At 58.1% G+C, this 15,283-nt stretch carries 13 protein-coding genes; 7 read left to right on the forward strand and 6 right to left on the reverse strand.

The genetic code is table 11. The features are described from left to right. Positions 1 to 215: 215 nt before the first annotated feature. The 6 genes from NBV64_RS07825 to NBV64_RS07850 all read right to left on the reverse strand — a co-directional run bounded on the left by NBV64_RS07825 (position 216) and on the right by NBV64_RS07850 (position 5,944). The gene (locus NBV64_RS07825) at positions 216 to 1,049 is read right to left on the reverse strand and encodes a phosphodiesterase (protein WP_250757028.1); all 834 of its coding nucleotides are present in this window, start codon (positions 1,047 to 1,049) and stop codon (positions 216 to 218) included. A 15-nt stretch (positions 1,050 to 1,064) separates the two neighbouring features. Beyond that, positions 1,065 to 2,129 carry an ABC transporter ATP-binding protein gene (locus tag NBV64_RS07830; protein WP_250757029.1) on the reverse strand — a complete coding sequence of 355 codons (1,065 nt, stop codon included), beginning with the start codon at positions 2,127 to 2,129 and terminating at the stop codon, positions 1,065 to 1,067. Beyond that, on the reverse strand, positions 2,119 to 2,931 hold the full coding sequence (locus tag NBV64_RS07835) for an ABC transporter permease (protein ID WP_009455599.1): 813 nt from the start codon (positions 2,929 to 2,931) through the stop codon (positions 2,119 to 2,121). Before NBV64_RS07835 ends, NBV64_RS07830 begins: the two co-directional genes overlap by 11 nt. 7 nt (positions 2,932 to 2,938) lie before the next feature. Further along, on the reverse strand, positions 2,939 to 3,745 hold the full coding sequence (locus NBV64_RS07840) for an ABC transporter permease (RefSeq protein WP_026482917.1): 807 nt from the start codon (positions 3,743 to 3,745) through the stop codon (positions 2,939 to 2,941). A gap of 22 nt (positions 3,746 to 3,767) precedes the next feature. After that, positions 3,768 to 4,775, reverse strand: a complete 1,008-nt coding sequence (locus NBV64_RS07845) for an ABC transporter substrate-binding protein (protein WP_425541754.1) — start codon at positions 4,773 to 4,775, stop codon at positions 3,768 to 3,770. Between the two features lie 104 nt (positions 4,776 to 4,879). Next, a complete protein-coding gene (locus tag NBV64_RS07850) occupies positions 4,880 to 5,944 on the reverse strand; it encodes a LacI family DNA-binding transcriptional regulator (RefSeq protein WP_250757030.1) in 1,065 nt (354 codons plus the stop codon). A gap of 205 nt (positions 5,945 to 6,149) precedes the next feature. On the opposite strand from NBV64_RS07850, the gene NBV64_RS07855 reads away from it, so the two are divergent. The 7 genes from NBV64_RS07855 to NBV64_RS07885 all read left to right on the forward strand — a co-directional run bounded on the left by NBV64_RS07855 (position 6,150) and on the right by NBV64_RS07885 (position 15,120). Then, a complete protein-coding gene (locus tag NBV64_RS07855) occupies positions 6,150 to 6,902 on the forward strand; it encodes a type 1 glutamine amidotransferase (RefSeq protein ID WP_250757031.1) in 753 nt (250 codons plus the stop codon). A gap of 77 nt (positions 6,903 to 6,979) precedes the next feature. Beyond that, positions 6,980 to 7,075, forward strand: a complete 96-nt coding sequence (kdpF, locus tag NBV64_RS07860; protein ID WP_022983188.1) for a K(+)-transporting ATPase subunit F — start codon at positions 6,980 to 6,982, stop codon at positions 7,073 to 7,075. Between the two features lie 136 nt (positions 7,076 to 7,211). After that, positions 7,212 to 8,915, forward strand: coding sequence for a potassium-transporting ATPase subunit KdpA (kdpA, locus tag NBV64_RS07865; RefSeq protein ID WP_250757032.1), 1,704 nt, complete (start codon positions 7,212 to 7,214; stop codon positions 8,913 to 8,915). Between the two features lie 12 nt (positions 8,916 to 8,927). Next, positions 8,928 to 9,602: a potassium-transporting ATPase subunit KdpC gene (gene kdpC / locus NBV64_RS07870; protein WP_009455608.1), complete on the forward strand. Its 675-nt coding sequence runs from the start codon at positions 8,928 to 8,930 to the stop codon at positions 9,600 to 9,602. A 14-nt stretch (positions 9,603 to 9,616) separates the two neighbouring features. Continuing rightward, entirely contained in the window at positions 9,617 to 11,701 is a 2,085-nt protein-coding gene (gene kdpB, locus NBV64_RS07875; protein WP_250757033.1) for a potassium-transporting ATPase subunit KdpB, read from the forward strand. Between the two features lie 45 nt (positions 11,702 to 11,746). Continuing rightward, positions 11,747 to 14,416, forward strand: coding sequence for a DUF4118 domain-containing protein (locus NBV64_RS07880; RefSeq protein WP_250757034.1), 2,670 nt, complete (start codon positions 11,747 to 11,749; stop codon positions 14,414 to 14,416). Beyond that, positions 14,413 to 15,120 carry a response regulator gene (locus NBV64_RS07885; RefSeq protein ID WP_009455639.1) on the forward strand — a complete coding sequence of 236 codons (708 nt, stop codon included), beginning with the start codon at positions 14,413 to 14,415 and terminating at the stop codon, positions 15,118 to 15,120. The genes NBV64_RS07880 and NBV64_RS07885 overlap by 4 nt, the downstream gene beginning before the upstream one ends. Positions 15,121 to 15,283 lie beyond the last annotated feature (163 nt).

Raw genomic sequence — 15,283 nt, forward strand, 5'->3', positions numbered from 1 at the left:
CTTGATCTGAAGCAGCAGTATCAAAACACCCCAATATCGTTGAATCCGATATTGGGGTGTTTTTTTTAGGGGATGGGCCTAGCGTTCTTGAACGGCTTTGCTTAATGCTGTCAGTGTTTGCTACTGCCTTGAGCTAGCAAAGAGGGACCTATAGTCAACTTGGCTTGACGAGACCATCAAGGCCAAGCAGCAGTTGGTGTACGCCGTGCACCCAATCAGTCGATCAGTTTCCCGCTTGGCTCATGGAAGGCGAAGGGGCCGTCGAATTGGCCGACGGTGGCAGTATGGGTCACGATCTGGCCAAGGCTGTCCAGCGCATGAATAGCATAGCCGGGTGGCTCCAGTGTCCAGGCCGATGCTGCATTTTCAGCCAGATCCAGACAGACTTGATGCGCCACCGATGGGGCGGTGCTGGCAATGGTGCCGCCAAAACGGATCTGGATATTGCGATGCAAATGTCCGCTGATCACACGTTCGATATTGCTGTGTCGGCGCACAATCGCTTCCAGTTGTTCCGCTCCTTGCAGCAGGCCTATCTTGTCCATATGGCCGATCAAGGTGTTGAAAGGAGGGTGATGCAGGGCAATGATGGTGGGGCGCTCAGGCTGTTGGGCCAACGCGGTACTTAACCAGTCCAGTTGTTCCTGATCCAGACTGCCCGCGCTGGCTCCCAATACCGCACTGTCCAGGGCCAGCAGTCTTAGCTCTCCAATATCCACGCTGTAGCAAACGGGCCCGGCCTTACCCAGATAGGTATGTTCGGGAAAGCTCTCGCGCAGTTGCTGGCGGTCATCATGATTGCCCGGCAACAAATACACCGGGATGGAGCCCAGCGGTGCCAGCAAGCGGCGCAAGTGCGCATATTCCTGTGGTCGACCAAAGTCGGTCAGATCGCCCGTCAACACCAGGGCATCCGGTTTCTGGGGCAGGGCTAGAGCGTGGTCGATGGCGTCCTGCAGATAGGGTGCGGTATTCAGACGGCCATAAGCCAGCCGACCTTCTTCCCGAATATGCGGGTCCGTCATTTGAATCAGTAATGTTTTCAGCATCGTTATCCGCTTGCGTTAAGAGAGTGGGACGGTACCGGGCATCAGCTTGCCGGGGTTGATGTGAATTCCCACTGTACTGCCAAGGACGGCTCCGTGATCACGGTCTACCTCGGCAGTCAGAGGGGCTTGTCCGTCCACGTCCAGGGTCAGTTGCACCCGTCCGCCCATAAAACTGCGTTGTCGCACTTTGGCACGTGCCCAGCCGCTGGGTGTATCCATGCAAACGCTGATGTCTTCCGGGCGAACCAGTAACTCCTGCGCCCCGCGCAAGGTCTCGGGGCAAGTCAGGCTCAGGTCTGCCAGACGGATCTCGTTATTGAGCAGGCTTTGTTCGTTGCGTTGCAGGACGTTGACCCGTCCGAGGAAGGTGGCGACAAAAGGGTGGGCCGGATGGCGGTACAGGCTTTCGCCATCGCCAATCTGAATGATGCGGCCTTCGTGCATGACGGCCAGACGGTCGGCAATGGCAAACGCTTCCTGCTGATCGTGGGTTACATGAATGGCCGTGATACGCAGGCGTCGCAGCAGCTCGGCCAGCTCGTCGCGCAAGGAGACTTTCAGCTTGGCATCCAGGGCGGCCAGCGGCTCGTCCAGCAGCAGAACGCGGGGCTGATTGGCAATGGCACGTGCGATGGCAACGCGTTGTCGTTGCCCACCCGACAAGGCGGAGGGCTGGCGTTTTTCCAGACCGTTCAGGCGCATCAGTTCGACCAGCTCACCCACCAGTTTTTGGCGAGCGGCCAGATCCATTCCCTTGATCTTCGGGCCATAGCCGATATTGGCTTCCACCGTCATGTTCGGGAACAGGGCGTAATGTTGAAACACCATGCCGACCTCACGCTTTTCAATCGGCAGATGGGTGACGTCCTGGCCGTCGAACAGAATGCGGCTGCCGGCATCGGGCATTTCCAGGCCGGCGATCAGTCGCAGCAAGGTGGTCTTGCCGCAGCCCGAGGGCCCCAGCAAAGCCATGACTTCACCGGGGGTGATGTCCAGGGTGCTGGGATGCAAACCCCGTGTGCCATCGGCATAGGTTTTGGCGCAGTGTTCGATACGCACCGGTACGTGTTTATTTTCCATAGTGTTTCTCCAGCAAGCGCGCCAAGGTCTGCAGCCCCCACAGCACGGGCAAGATGACGAGCATGAAAATCAGCGTATAGGCCGAGCCCACCTCGATACGCATGGACGCATAGCTATCGGCTAGCCCCACGGGCAAGGTGCGGGTCAGTGGCGTATGCAGCATCCAGGTCAGGTTGAACTCGCCTAGCGACAAGGTGAAGACCATCAGGCTGCCAGCCACAATCGCAGGCAGGATGGCCGGCAGCAGGATGCCGAAAAAGATTTGCGTAAAGCTGGCTCCCAGCGAGCGGGCCGCTTCTTCCAGATCGATCAGGCTGCGTTTTTGCAGAGCTGCCGTGGTCGTGCGCACCATAAAGGGCAGGGTGAACACAATGTGGCCCACCAGAATGAACCAGAAGCTTTGACGAAAGCCTTGCAAGGAGCCATAGGCCAGCAGTAGAGCCAGGGCCGAGGCCATGCCGGGGACCGCCACTGGCAAGGTCAGCAGTTCTTCAAAGCTTCGGGCCAGACGGGAGCGGCTGCGTGCCAGGGCATAGGCACAGGGGACGCCCAGCACAATGACAGCCAGCACACAAAGCAGCGCCAGCTGCAGGGATAGCCAGACTGTGCTGCCGTAGTTGGCCCAGACGTGCTCCACCCATTTCAGGGTCAGGCCACTTTTCAGTCCAATACGATAATTGTTGACCAGCCCGGCCAGCACGGAAACCAGAATGGGGCCGAGCAGGAATAGCACGGTCAGTCCGGTGACAGCCAGAAGCAAGGGGGCAGGGCGATGGGGGTTTGAAGCCGTTTTCAGTTTCATGGTGCCCTCAAATAACGACCGAGGGATCGCGGACCAGACGCCGGGCCAGCCACAAGGTAAACCATGTCAGCAGCCCCAGGGAAATGGACAAGCTGGCCGCCAGGGTGAAATTCGCATAGTTGGTAAATTCGTTATAGATCGTGATGGGCAGCACTTCGTAGCGGCTGGACAGGGTGAACGCCGTACCGAAAGCGCCCATGGAGGTGGCAAAAACAATGGCACCGCAAGACAGGGACGTGGGAGCCAGTTCCGGTATCCAGACATCTCTGGCGATGTCCCAGCGTGTGGCTCCACAGGAGCGCGCGGCTTCCTCCAGATTGCGGTCTATGGATTCGGCGGCTGCGGTGTAAGTAGCAATGGCGCGGGGCAGGGAAAAGTACAGATAGGCCAGAAACAAACCCAGCAGGCCGTAGGCAAAGGTCACTCGCCCCAGCCCCAGATCCTGGCCGATCTGGGCCAGCAGCCCCTGCCGACCGCCCAGCAAGATAATGAAAAAGCCCACGATGACGCCAGGAAAGGACAGGGGCAGCGTCATCAGGGAGAGCAGCAGGCGCTTGGCTGGCACGCGATAGCGAGCCATCACGATGCCGACCATGGCACCCAGCACCAAGGTGGCCAGGGTCACGATGGCGGACAGGAGCAGCGTTTGCAGCAAGGCCTGCAAGTACCGCCCCGATGTCAGCACGACCCAGTAGGTGTGCATGCCTTCTTGTGCGGGCAGGGCCAGAAGCTGTACCGCGGGCAAGAGCCAGAATGCGGCAAAGAAAGCGACGGCAGGGGCCGAGCATAAGGGCAGCAGGTATTTGCGTTGCATACGCTAACTCCACATGGACCGCTTAGCGGACCTCTGCCAGATAACGCTCGGCAAAGGGTTTCTGACCCTGTGCCATGCGCTCATAGTCAATGGCCTTGGCACGCGCGTATTCGCTGTCGGGCAGGAAGCGCGCCTGGGCTTCCTTGCTGACGGCGCTGCTGCGAACCGGGCGCAGGAAAGCATTGGCCCAGATGGACTGCCCTTGCTCGGACAGCACAAAATCCAGCACCTTGCGTCCCTGTTCGGTGTGTGGAGCCTTGTTGACCAGGGACATCACATACGGCACCACAATCGTGCCTTCCTGGGGAATCACGAAAGCGACGTCCTCGCCATCCTTGTACTGAGCGCGGTAGGCGCTGAAGTCATAATCCAGCAAGATGGGGATTTCGCCGGAAATCAGGCGGGCGTAGGCGGTTTGCTTGGGAACGATGGGATTGTTCTTTTGCAGGGCCTTGAACCAGTTGATGGCGGGATCAAAGTCGTCCATATTGCCGCCCAGGGCTTCGTTGATGGCAACGGCACCCACATAACCCACAAAGGCGGAAGAGGGGTCCAGATACCCGACCAGGCCTTTGTATTCGGGCTTGAGCAGGTCGTTCCAGGAGGCAGGCACAGGCACATTGCCCAGGGCCGATTTGTTCACCATGATGCCCATGGTGCCGGAGTGGATTGCAAACCAATGGCCTTGCGGGTCTTTCAAGCCTTCGGGAATCTGCTCCCAGCCCTGGGGTTTGTAGGCCTGGGTCACGCCTTCTTTCTGGGCCTGAATGGCAAAGGTGATGCCCAGATAAGTCACATCGGCGACCGGATTGGCGGACTCGGCAACCAGCTGGGCCAGGGACTGGCCGGAGTTCTTGTTATCGGGTGGGACGGTAATGCCGGTGTGCGCCTTGATGGCCTCGATCTGGCTCGCCCAGTCGGCCCATTCAGGTGGACAGTTGTAGCAAATGGCGGTTTGCGCGGCAGCCGCGCTTCCCACTGTCATCAGGGCCAGGGGCAGTGCCAGGCGGCAAGCCAATGTGCTCAGCATATGTTTCATGGTCGATCACTCCAGTCAATAAGTGGTGTCAGGCAAAAGCCGGGATTGGCTTGAACGCAGGGGGGCGGGAGCGGGTCCCGAAGAGGAAAGGGGCTTCATCCTGGATGCGCCCGTGGTGAACAAGGGGCAGGGGCGCAGGACTCGCCCGGGTTGAAGGTGTAGGGCAGCAGAACCGAGGCCTGCGCGGGAACCGTTTTTTGCTGGGCTACCGCTTCCAGCAGCAGGCCGATGCACTGGCGACCAATTTCTTCATTGGGCTGTGCGATGGTGGCCGGGCGTGGAAACAGTTCAGCGCCCAGGGCGATGCCGTCAAAGCCGATCACGCTGATATCGTTGGGAACCTGCAGGCCAATCTGCTGCGCCGTGCGCAGACAGCGAATGGCAATCAGATCGTTGGAGCCAATCATGGCTGTGGGGCGTTCTGGTTGGCGCAAGAGTCGGGCGACGCTGGCAAGATGCACGTGCTCAGAAGACGGTGCTTGCCTTTGCTCTCCTTGATCCATGAAAGGCACTTCCAGCAGTGGCATGGGCACCAGGCCAGCCTTGTCCATTCCTTTCAGATAGCCACGGCTGCGTTGCTGGGCGCGATCAGAAACGTGCAGATGACCGCTTACCATGGCAATGCGGCGATGGCCTTGCCTTGCCAAGTGGCCGATCAATTCAATCATGGCCTGCTCGCCGTTGACGGTGACGCAAGGATGCTCGGGATGCAGGTTGTACGCCAGTACGTAGGGACAGCGTGTCTTGCTCAGCCGACCTAAAGCAGGAGAGTGAGCCGGGTTGGAGACCACCAGCACAATGCCTTCCACATTGCTGGCCAGGAGCAAGGCCACTGCCTGGGATTCACGTTCCAGGTGGTAGTCGGTAAAGAAGGGCAGGATGGCATAGCCGCTGCGGGCTGCGGTATCGGCGATGCCCTTCAGGCACTCGGCAAAGACGGGGTTGAGCAAGGTCGGCAAGACCACGCCGATGACTCGGCTGCGCTGGCTGCGCAGACTGCGTGCCGAGGCATTGGGCTCATAGGCCAGTGCGTCGATCGCGGCTTGCACGCGCAGGCGGGTTTTCTCACCCACCTTTTCCGGCTCATTGAGCACGCGCGATACCGTAGCAACCGATACCTGTGCTGCTCTGGCGACATCCAGTATTCCTATGTTGGCCATGACACCCAGCCGTCAAAATGAAAACGATTACATTTGAGCAAAGGCATATGTCAGGCAAATGACGGTCTTGGTTTTTTGTGTGCAGCAGGAAGCACCTTGATGCCACTTATACGAGCCTGATCGCAAACAGATCCTGGTCTTGATACGGCCAGTTCTACAGTGAGTTCTCCTGAACAACAGGCCTGCGCGGTCAGGCTTTTATCTCATGAAACCCATTCTTGTTTTGCAGCACGAGGTCACGCAAGGGCCGGGGGTGCTGCTGGATCATCTGGAGAGCCACGGTCTTCCCTATCACTTGTGCATGTCGCCGCTGGATGGCCGGGCGCCCGTGTCGGCTCGTGAGTACAGCGGGGTGGTGGTGCTGGGCAGTGATCGCAGTGTCAATGATCTTTTGCCCTGGATAGAGCAGGAGCATGCCTTGTTGCAGGATGCGGTTCAGCGTCATGTTCCGGTTCTGGGGCATTGCTTCGGGGCACAACTGCTGGCGCGTTCCCTGGGGGCCCGCGTGCAGCGCAATCCGTATCCGAACATAGGCTGGGGTCAGGTCTGGAGCAGTCCCTACGCCCGGCGTGTCATGGGCCTGCCCAGGCGTGCCATGCTGTTCAACTGGCATTACGACACCTTCCAGATTCCCTCGGGGGCCAGCCGGACTTTATACGGCCCTCATTGTCTGAATAAAGGTTTCTGCCTGGGCCCGCATTGGGCCTTTCAAGGCCACCTGGAAGTGACTGCCGACAGCATCCGTCAGTGGTGTGATCACGGCCGCTGCGAGTTGGAGCAGGTATACGGTCCGGCGGCCCAGGATGCAGAACATATCTTGTCGGGCCTGGATCAGCACCTGAGCACTTTGCACCTTATTGCCAGACAGACTTATCAACGCTGGACAGATCAGTTGCTGGAGCGTGCCGGTGTCGCCCTGGCCCAAATCCATATGCCGTCTTTATACGCGGGCCAGTAAACACTGCTCTGAATTTATGCCGCCACTCCTAGACTTTCTCTGTCTGCTGCAAGTCAGCATTGATCGGGGAGTTCGGGATGAGTGCGTCCTTTTTTACGGTTCTGGCAGGAGGGATTTCTCTGGGGCTGTTTATCTATTTGTTCTATGCCTTGCTCAAGGCCGAAAAATTCTAAGTTCAGGCCAGCAAGTGTTCATTGTGGGAACAGGTGTGCATATGAGTGATTTTCTATTTTTAGCGGTGCTGCTCGCGTTCTTTGCGATGGCGACCGGATTTGTTCTTGGTCTTGAGAAGCTGTAAGAGGAGCTGTCATGCTGGACGATCTGATGCAGTTTCTAGTTATTCTGGCCGTCTCTACGGTCTTGTTAGTAGTGGTGGGTAAATGGATTGCCCATTTTTTCAGTAGTCCCAATCACAGCTTGATCGAGCGTGGCACGTATCGGCTGCTGGGCGTGAATCCTGAAGAGAAAATGTCCTGGAAGCGATATGGTCTGGCGCTCTTGTTGAGCAATGCCGCCATGTTGCTTCTGGGATATATTCTTTTGCGGGTGCAGGACTGGATTGCGGGCGACAGCCTGCAGCGCGCCGCACAAACGCCTGACCTGGCCTTTAATACGGCTGTGTCTTTTACGACCAATACCAATTGGCAGGCGTACTCGGGTGAATCCAGTCTGTCCAATTTTTCCCAAATGGCGGCCATCACCTTTCTGATGATGATCAGTGCCACAACGGGTCTGGCAGCGGCAGGAGGTTTCATCCGTGGCTTAAGCCGTAAAAGCTCGGCGGATATTGGCAACTACTGGGTGGATTTCACCCGCTCCTTGTATCGCTTGCTCTTGCCGTGCAGCTTCCTGCTGGCCTTGCTGTATATCTGGCAGGGTATGCCACAGACACTGAGCTCGGATGTCGTGGTCAATACGCTGGAAGGGCTCAAGCAGCAGATAATTCTGGGGCCAGTAGCCAGCCTTGAAAGCATCAAGCATGTGGGGACTAATGGGGGCGGCTTCTTTGGTATGAACGCGGCTCATCCATTTGAAAACCCTACGCCGCTGACTAATACCGTGCATATGCTCAGCATGTTGCTGGTGCCTTCGGCCCTGACTTACGCCTTTGGCTCCATGCTGGCTCGTCGTCGCCAGGGTTGGGCTTTCTTTGCGGCCTTCCTGGTGATGTTCATCGGTTTTCTGTCCCTGATTTATAGCGCTGAACAGGCAGGCAATCCTTTGCTTACTTCCCTGGGTGTGGACCAGACCCAAAGCAGCACGATGGGCGGTGGCAATCTGGAAGGCAAGGAACTGCGCTTCGGTGTGGCGCAAAGCAGCTTGTTTGCCACCGTGACTACGGCTGCGACTACCGGCTCGGTCGATGCCATGCACTCTTCGCTGACTCCTTTGGGTGGCCTGGTGCCGATTGCCCAAATGATGCTGAACAACGTGTTTGGCGGGATAGGCGTGGGCTTTATCAGCCTGGTCAGCTACGCCATTCTGACGGTGTTTCTGGTGGGCATGATGATAGGGCGTAGCCCGGAGTTTCTGGGCAAGAAGATCGAGGCGCGGGAGATGAAGTACGTGATGCTGGCCATGCTGGCGCATGCCTTCAGCATTCTGGGCTTTACGGCCTTGGCCAGCGTGCTGCCATCCACCATGGACAGTCTGTCCAATATGGGGCCGCATGGTTTCAGCGAAGTGCTGTACGCCTATACCTCGGGTACGGCCAATAACGGCTCCGCCTTTGCAGGTTTCAACGCGAACACACCATTCTTCAATACAACGATAGGGCTGGCGATGTTGGTGGGGCGGTATCTGACCCTGCTCCCCCTGCTGGCTTTGGCCGGTGCGCTGGCTGCCAAGAAAGCAGTTCCTGCGGGTCCAGGCACCTTGTCGACGGCCACCCCCTTGTTCACCGGCCTGTTGATTTTCGTGGTCCTGGTGGTGGGCGGGCTGACTTTCCTGCCTGCACTGGCGCTGGGCCCGATTGTGGAGCACCTGTTGATGCTCGATGGCATTACTTTTTGAGGATTGACTGTCATGTCTACCCATCAATTTATGGTTTCGACACCGGCGGCACCGACGATGAAAAGCTTGTTGCGTCCCGTGCTGCTGTCTGCCGTGTTTTTTATGCTGTTGACGGGCATTGCCTACCCGTTGGCCACGACCTTTATTGGCACCGCCTTGTTCCCGGAGCAGGCAAAGGGCAGCCTGATTCAGCGGGACGGGCAACTCGTGGGTTCGCGCCAGATTGGTCAGTACTTCAGTCAGCCCGAGTATTTCCATGGGCGTCCCAGCGCGACGCTGGGAGCCGATCCGGCTGACTCCTCCAAGAGCATTGCGCAGCCCTATAACGCGGCGGCCAGTGGGGCCAGCAATCAGGGGGTACTAAGCAAAAGTCTGCTGGAGGCTGTGGCAGAACGCAGCAAGGCATATCGCCTGATGAACGGTTTGGCAGAGGATGCTCCTGTGCCTGTAGATGCTGTCACAGCGTCGGCATCGGGTTTGGACCCGCATATTTCGGTGGCCAACGCCCGTTTGCAGGCCGTCCGTATCGCCAAAGTGCGCGGTATGCCGCTGGCTCAGGTCCAGGTCCTGATTGATCGCTATACCAGTGCTCGTCAATTAGGTGTGCTGGGCGAGCCACGCGTGCAGGTCTTGGAGCTTAATCTGGCGCTGGACATGGCCAAGCGTGCCCAGCCCGCAGTGCGTTAGGAGCAGGTGTCATTATGTCTATTACTGATCTGAAAGCCCCGCAAGAGGCCGAGCGTTCGACGGCATTTCAGGCCGTACCCTGGGGCACGGTGTGCAAGGAAGCCTTCAAGAAATTGTCGCCTCGGGTGCAGTTCAAGAACCCGGTGATGTGTGTGGTGTATCTGGGCAGTATCGTCACCAGCTTGCTGGGCATTCAGGCCTTGATGGGGCAGGGTGAGGCCCCCGCTGGATTTATCTGGTCTATTGCAGCCTGGTTGTGGTTTACAGTCCTGTTTGCCAATGCGGCCGAAGCCGTGGCAGAAGGCCGTGGTAAAGCTCAGGCTGATGCGCTGCGTTCTACGCGCAAGCGGGTCATGGCCAAGGTTCTGAAAGACCCCGCCCGTGATAGCCGCGCCTGGCCTGTCCCCAGCGACGAGCTGTTGCCCGGTGCCTATGTGCTGGTTGAGGCGGGCCAGATTATTCCGGCTGATGGCGAAGTTCTGCAGGGGGCAGCGTCGGTAGACGAGTCCGCCATTACGGGGGAATCGGCGCCGGTTATCCGGGAATCGGGGGGCGACTTTTGTTCCGTTACGGGGGGAACCCGTGTTCTGTCCGACTGGATCGTGATGCGGGTCACCGCCAAACCGGGTGAGGCTTTTCTGGATCGCATGATTGCGATGGTGGAGGGCGCCAAGCGCGGCAAGACGCCGAACGAGATTGCCTTGAATATCTTGCTGGTTGCCCTGACGCTGATCTTTCTGCTGGTCTGCGTGACCTTGCTGCCTTTCTCCAGCTTTGCGACGGTGCTGACCGGCCAAGGTTCGCCCGTTACGATTACCGCCTTGATTGCTCTGTTGGTGTGTCTGATTCCGACTACCATCGGTGCCTTGCTGTCGGCGGTAGGTGTCGCCGGGATGAGCCGGATGATGAAAGCCAATGTGCTGGCCAGCTCGGGCCGCGCTATCGAGGCGGCGGGAGACGTGGATGTTCTGCTGCTGGACAAGACAGGCACCATTACGCTGGGTAATCGGGAGGCCTCGGCCTTTTTGCCTGCGCCGCAGGTATCGGAACAGGCCTTGGCAGACGCAGCCCAATTGGCATCGTTGGCGGACGAGACCCCCGAAGGACGCTCCATTGTGGTGCTGGCCAAGCAGCTTTTCAATTTGCGTGGTCGTGAATTGCAAGGTGCGCAGACCATTGCCTTTAGCGCCCATACACGCATGAGCGGCATTGATATCGAGGGTCGTCAGATTCGAAAAGGGGCGGCAAATACCATGCGCTCCCATATCGAGTCCCTGGGCGGCGTGTTTCCTCGCGAACTGGACACCTTGGTCAATGAGGTCGCTCGCCGGGGCAGCACACCGCTGGTCGTCACTGAAGATAATAAGGTGCTGGGTGTGGTGGAGCTCAAAGATATCGTCAAAGGCGGTATCAAGGAGCGCTTTGCCGAGTTGCGCGCCATGGGCATCAAGACTGTCATGATTACCGGGGACAACAAGCTGACCGCCGCTGCCATTGCGGCCGAAGCCGGGGTGGATGATTATCTCGCCGAGGCCACGCCCGAGGACAAGCTGCAATTGATTCGGCGCTATCAGGATGAAGGTCGCCTGGTTGCCATGACTGGCGACGGCACGAATGATGCGCCTGCTCTGGCGCAGGCCGATGTGGCCGTGGCCATGAACAGCGGCACCCAGGCGGCTAAAGAGGCCGGCAATATGGTGGATCTGGACAGTAACCCCACCAAGCTCCTGCGTGTGGTGGAAGTGGGCAAGCAGATGATCATGACGCGCGGTGCCCTGACCACCTTCAGCATTGCCAATGATCTGGCCAAGTACTTTGCGATTATTCCTGCAGCTTTTGTGGTCACGTATCCTGCTTTGGGTGCCTTGAATGTGATGCAGCTGCATAGTCCGGCTAGCGCCATCCTGTCGGCAGTCATTTTCAACGCCTTGATCATCATCGCCTTGATTCCTTTGGCCTTGCGGGGTGTGAAGTATCGGGCCGAACCGGCCAGCCGTTTGCTGAAACGCAACTTGCTGATTTACGGCTTGGGAGGGCTGATCGCACCTTTCATAGGCATCAAGCTGATTGATTTGCTGCTGACGCCGTTTTTTGGATAAGAGCGTAAGATCAATAGCAATTTTCTGGATGGAGTGCGCAGATTCATGTCACTTGAGGATAGGCCGGACCCGGATGAGCTGCTGCAGGTGATTGGCGAAGATCCGCACCAGCCTCGTCGCGGGCAGCTCAAGATTTTCTTCGGCGCTTGTGCGGGCGTAGGGAAAACCTACGCCATGCTCAAGGAGGCGCATCAACGCCAGTCCGAGGGCGTGTCCGTGGCTATCGGGATTGTGGAAACCCATGGCCGCCAGGAAACCCAGGCTCTGATTGACGGTTTGCCCGTGCTGCCTCGCAAGGAGTATCAACGTCAGGGGCGGGTGGTGACGGAGTTTGATCTGGATGCCGCCTTGGCCTCGGGTTATCAGCTGCTGCTGGTAGACGAGCTGGCGCACTCCAATATTGAAGGCAGTCGACACGCCAAACGCTGGCAGGATGTGGAGGAATTGCTGGATGCGGGCATTGATGTGTATACCGCGCTCAATGTGCAGCATCTGGACAGCCTGAATGAGGTGGTGGGCGGCATTGTCGGGGTACGGGTTCGGGAGACGGTGCCAGACCGGATTTTTGATCGGGCGGCCGATGTCTTGTTGGTGGATCTGCCGCCGGATGATCTCTTGTCTCGTCTGAGTGCGGGCAAAGTGTATCTGGCCGACTCGGTGGCTCACGCGCGTCAGAACTTCTTTCGTCGCGGCAATCTGATTGCTCTGCGTGAGTTGGCTTTGCGCCGGGTGGCGGATCGGGTCAATGCGGACGTGCATGTGTATCGGATCTCCCATGCGATCCGGACAGTTTGGCCGACACGTGAGTTACTGATGGTATGCGTCAGTGCCGATAGCGCCCAGGAAGCTCTGATTCGGGAGGGGGCGCGCTTGGCCCAGCAATTGCAGACGCCCTGGATTGTGCTGCATGTGGATACGCCGCAGGAAAGCGGGCAGATCAAGGCGCAGGAAGCACTGGTGCGCTTGGCGGCCAGTGCTCAGCATGCCGGAGCCGAGTTTGCCAATATTGCCGGGCAGGATGTGGCGCACACGATTTTGGCCTATGCCCGTCAGCGCAATGCGACCAAGCTGATTTTGGGAAACTCGTCAGTGCGATCTATCTGGCCCTGGCGCACTCGCCTGTCCGAGCGCTTGGCGCGCAGCAACCCTGAAATTGGTTTGCTGCTGCTGCGTATGGATACGGTACAGCGGCCCATACGGCCCCTGGAGCTGGAACAACCCATGGCACAAGGCAAGGCCTTGTCGATTGCGTCCATTATTTGCGTTGTGACCACCTTGCTGGCCGAGAAGCTCTTGCCCTTTTTCGAGCTCTCCAACGTGATTATGCTGTTCCTGATCACTGTGGTCTTTATTGCCCTGCGTTTGGGACGACTGGCGGGGGTATGGGCTTCTTTGCTGTCAGTGGCGTTTTTCGACTTCTTTTTTGTCGAGCCGCGTTATTCCTTTTCGGTAACGGATACCCAATATGTCTTTACCTTCGGCGTCATGCTGGGAGTGGCGCTGATTATTGGCCAACTGGCTGCCAAGCTGCAGGCCGAAGCCAGGGCTGCCCGTGATGGTGAACGCCGTGCTGCGGCATTGACTCGTGTCAGCCGGGACTTGGCCGGAGCCTTGGCCCTGGAACAAGTCCTGGCGGTCTGCCGCGATACGCTGGAACCTTTGTTCGAGATGCAGGTGGTACTGGTGGTGCCGGATCAGCAAAACCAGTTGGTAGCGACTCGTCATACAGGCTTTGTAGAGCTATCGGTGGCGCAGTGGGTGTTTGATCATATGGAAGCCGCCGGTAATGGCACTGAAACCCTGAGCGGTGCCAGTGCCCTGTATCTGCCCTTGAAAGGCCCCATGGCCCCGCGTGGGGTCTTGGTGGTGCAGTCCGGCGGAGCCGCTTCCTTGAGGACACCGGATGGACGGCGCTTGCTGGATGCTTGTTGCTTTACCTTGGCCCAGGCTCTGGAGCGAATTCATTATGTGGAAATCGCCCAGGATACGGTGCTGCGCATGGAGGGGGAGAAAATGCGCAATACCTTGCTATCCGCTGTCTCGCACGATTTACGCACGCCCTTGACTGTGATTCGAGGCCTGGCAGAAACGCTGGAGCAGCCCAAAGGCGTGAGTGAAACCGAGCGCACGGATATTGCCCGATCGATCCGCATTGAATCGGACGAATTGCGCCGCCAAGTATCCAACCTGCTGGATCTGGCGCGTATGCAAAGCGAAGGGGTGAAGTTGCATAAGGAATGGCATGCCCTGGGCGAGATTGTGGGGATTGCCGTTGCCCGTTGCTCAGCGGCTTTGCAGCCTCGCAAGGTGGTGACCGAGTTTGCGGCCGACCTGCCTTTGATCGAGGTGGATGGTGTTTTGCTGGAGCGAGTGGTGACGAATCTGCTGGATAATGCCGCCAAATATACGCCCGTCACCAGTACGATTTCCCTGCGCGGCCTGTGTTCGGGTCAGTTCATGTATTTAATGATCAGTGATGACGGGCCAGGCTTGCCGCCCGGTGATCCCGAGCGCTTGTTCGATACGTTTACCCGGGGGCAGAAAGAGTCCTCTGTGGCAGGTGTGGGCTTGGGCCTGGGCCTGTGTCGCACGATTATTGCCGCACATGGTGGTACGATCAGCGCCAAGCCGCGTATGCCCCATGGCGTGATCTTCGAGATTCGCCTGCCCTGGAAAGCGGCTCCCCGTATGGATGATGACGAGCTACTGACATGAACAAAGCCCAGATACTGATCGTGGAGGACGAATCCAATATTCGTCGTTTCGTGCGAATTGCCTTGGAGCAGGAAGGCATGTCCGTGATTGAGGCCAGCACGCTGGCGCAGGCGCGCATGGATGCGGCAACCCGTCGCCCTGATTTGATGATTGTGGATTTGGGTCTGCCCGATGGGGATGGCAAGGACTTGATTCGTGATCTGCGCAGCTGGGTGTATTCGCCCATTCTGGTGCTGTCGGCGCGTGAGCGAGAGGAAGAAAAAGTAGCAGCCTTGAATGCAGGGGCGGACGATTATCTGGTCAAGCCCTTTGGCGTACCGGAGCTGCTGGCCCGGATCCGGGCCTTGTTACGGCGCTCTCAGCTGGTTCCGAATGTTCAGACGGCTTCTTCGCGGGTTCGCTTTGGGAACGTGCAGGTGGATCTGGCCTCCCATGAGGTCACGCGGGACGGGGAGGCGGTGCATTTGACACCGATCGAGTTTCGCTTGCTGACGGCCTTGATCCGGGGACATGGCAAGGTGCTGACGCACCAACATTTGCTGCATGAAACTTGGGGAGCGGCGTATTCCGATCGGCCTCATTACCTGCGGGTGTACATGATGCAGCTGCGCCAAAAGCTGGAAGAGGATGCGGCACAACCCAAGTATTTACTGACTGAGTTGCAGGTTGGCTATCGCTTGGCGGGTTTGGAAATCCAGGAGTAAAGCGAATCTGGTGTTGATGTTGGCGGTGTTGCTTGAGATCGCTTATCGCATTGCCTGACGCTTTCAGGACTTGAGTTTGGCGGTTAAAGGATCAGCAGTACGCCAGTTTAGAACGTATATTCAAAAGGATTATTTGAATCCCGTTTGAATAGGCGTGTGAAGC

It is taken from the genome of Alcaligenes sp. DN25, assembly GCF_023674485.1.
GTDB classification, from domain to species: Bacteria; Pseudomonadota; Gammaproteobacteria; order Burkholderiales; family Burkholderiaceae_B; genus Alcaligenes; species Alcaligenes phenolicus.

What these genes read in the sequence shown, in the direction of transcription:
- NBV64_RS07825 (WP_250757028.1), bottom strand. Translation starts at nt 1,049, where the DNA reads ATGCTGAAAACATTACTGATTCAAATGACGGACCCGCATATTCGGGAA.
- NBV64_RS07830 (WP_250757029.1), bottom strand. Translation starts at nt 2,129, where the DNA reads ATGGAAAATAAACACGTACCGGTGCGTATCGAACACTGCGCCAAAACC.
- NBV64_RS07835 (WP_009455599.1), bottom strand. Translation starts at nt 2,931, where the DNA reads ATGAAACTGAAAACGGCTTCAAACCCCCATCGCCCTGCCCCCTTGCTT.
- NBV64_RS07840 (WP_026482917.1), bottom strand. Translation starts at nt 3,745, where the DNA reads ATGCAACGCAAATACCTGCTGCCCTTATGCTCGGCCCCTGCCGTCGCT.
- NBV64_RS07845 (WP_425541754.1), bottom strand. Translation starts at nt 4,775, where the DNA reads ATGCTGAGCACATTGGCTTGCCGCCTGGCACTGCCCCTGGCCCTGATG.
- NBV64_RS07850 (WP_250757030.1), bottom strand. Translation starts at nt 5,944, where the DNA reads ATGGCCAACATAGGAATACTGGATGTCGCCAGAGCAGCACAGGTATCG.
- NBV64_RS07855 (WP_250757031.1), top strand. Translation starts at nt 6,150, where the DNA reads ATGAAACCCATTCTTGTTTTGCAGCACGAGGTCACGCAAGGGCCGGGG.
- kdpF (WP_022983188.1), top strand. Translation starts at nt 6,980, where the DNA reads ATGAGTGCGTCCTTTTTTACGGTTCTGGCAGGAGGGATTTCTCTGGGG.
- kdpA (WP_250757032.1), top strand. Translation starts at nt 7,212, where the DNA reads ATGCTGGACGATCTGATGCAGTTTCTAGTTATTCTGGCCGTCTCTACG.
- kdpC (WP_009455608.1), top strand. Translation starts at nt 8,928, where the DNA reads ATGTCTACCCATCAATTTATGGTTTCGACACCGGCGGCACCGACGATG.
- kdpB (WP_250757033.1), top strand. Translation starts at nt 9,617, where the DNA reads ATGTCTATTACTGATCTGAAAGCCCCGCAAGAGGCCGAGCGTTCGACG.
- NBV64_RS07880 (WP_250757034.1), top strand. Translation starts at nt 11,747, where the DNA reads ATGTCACTTGAGGATAGGCCGGACCCGGATGAGCTGCTGCAGGTGATT.
- NBV64_RS07885 (WP_009455639.1), top strand. Translation starts at nt 14,413, where the DNA reads ATGAACAAAGCCCAGATACTGATCGTGGAGGACGAATCCAATATTCGT.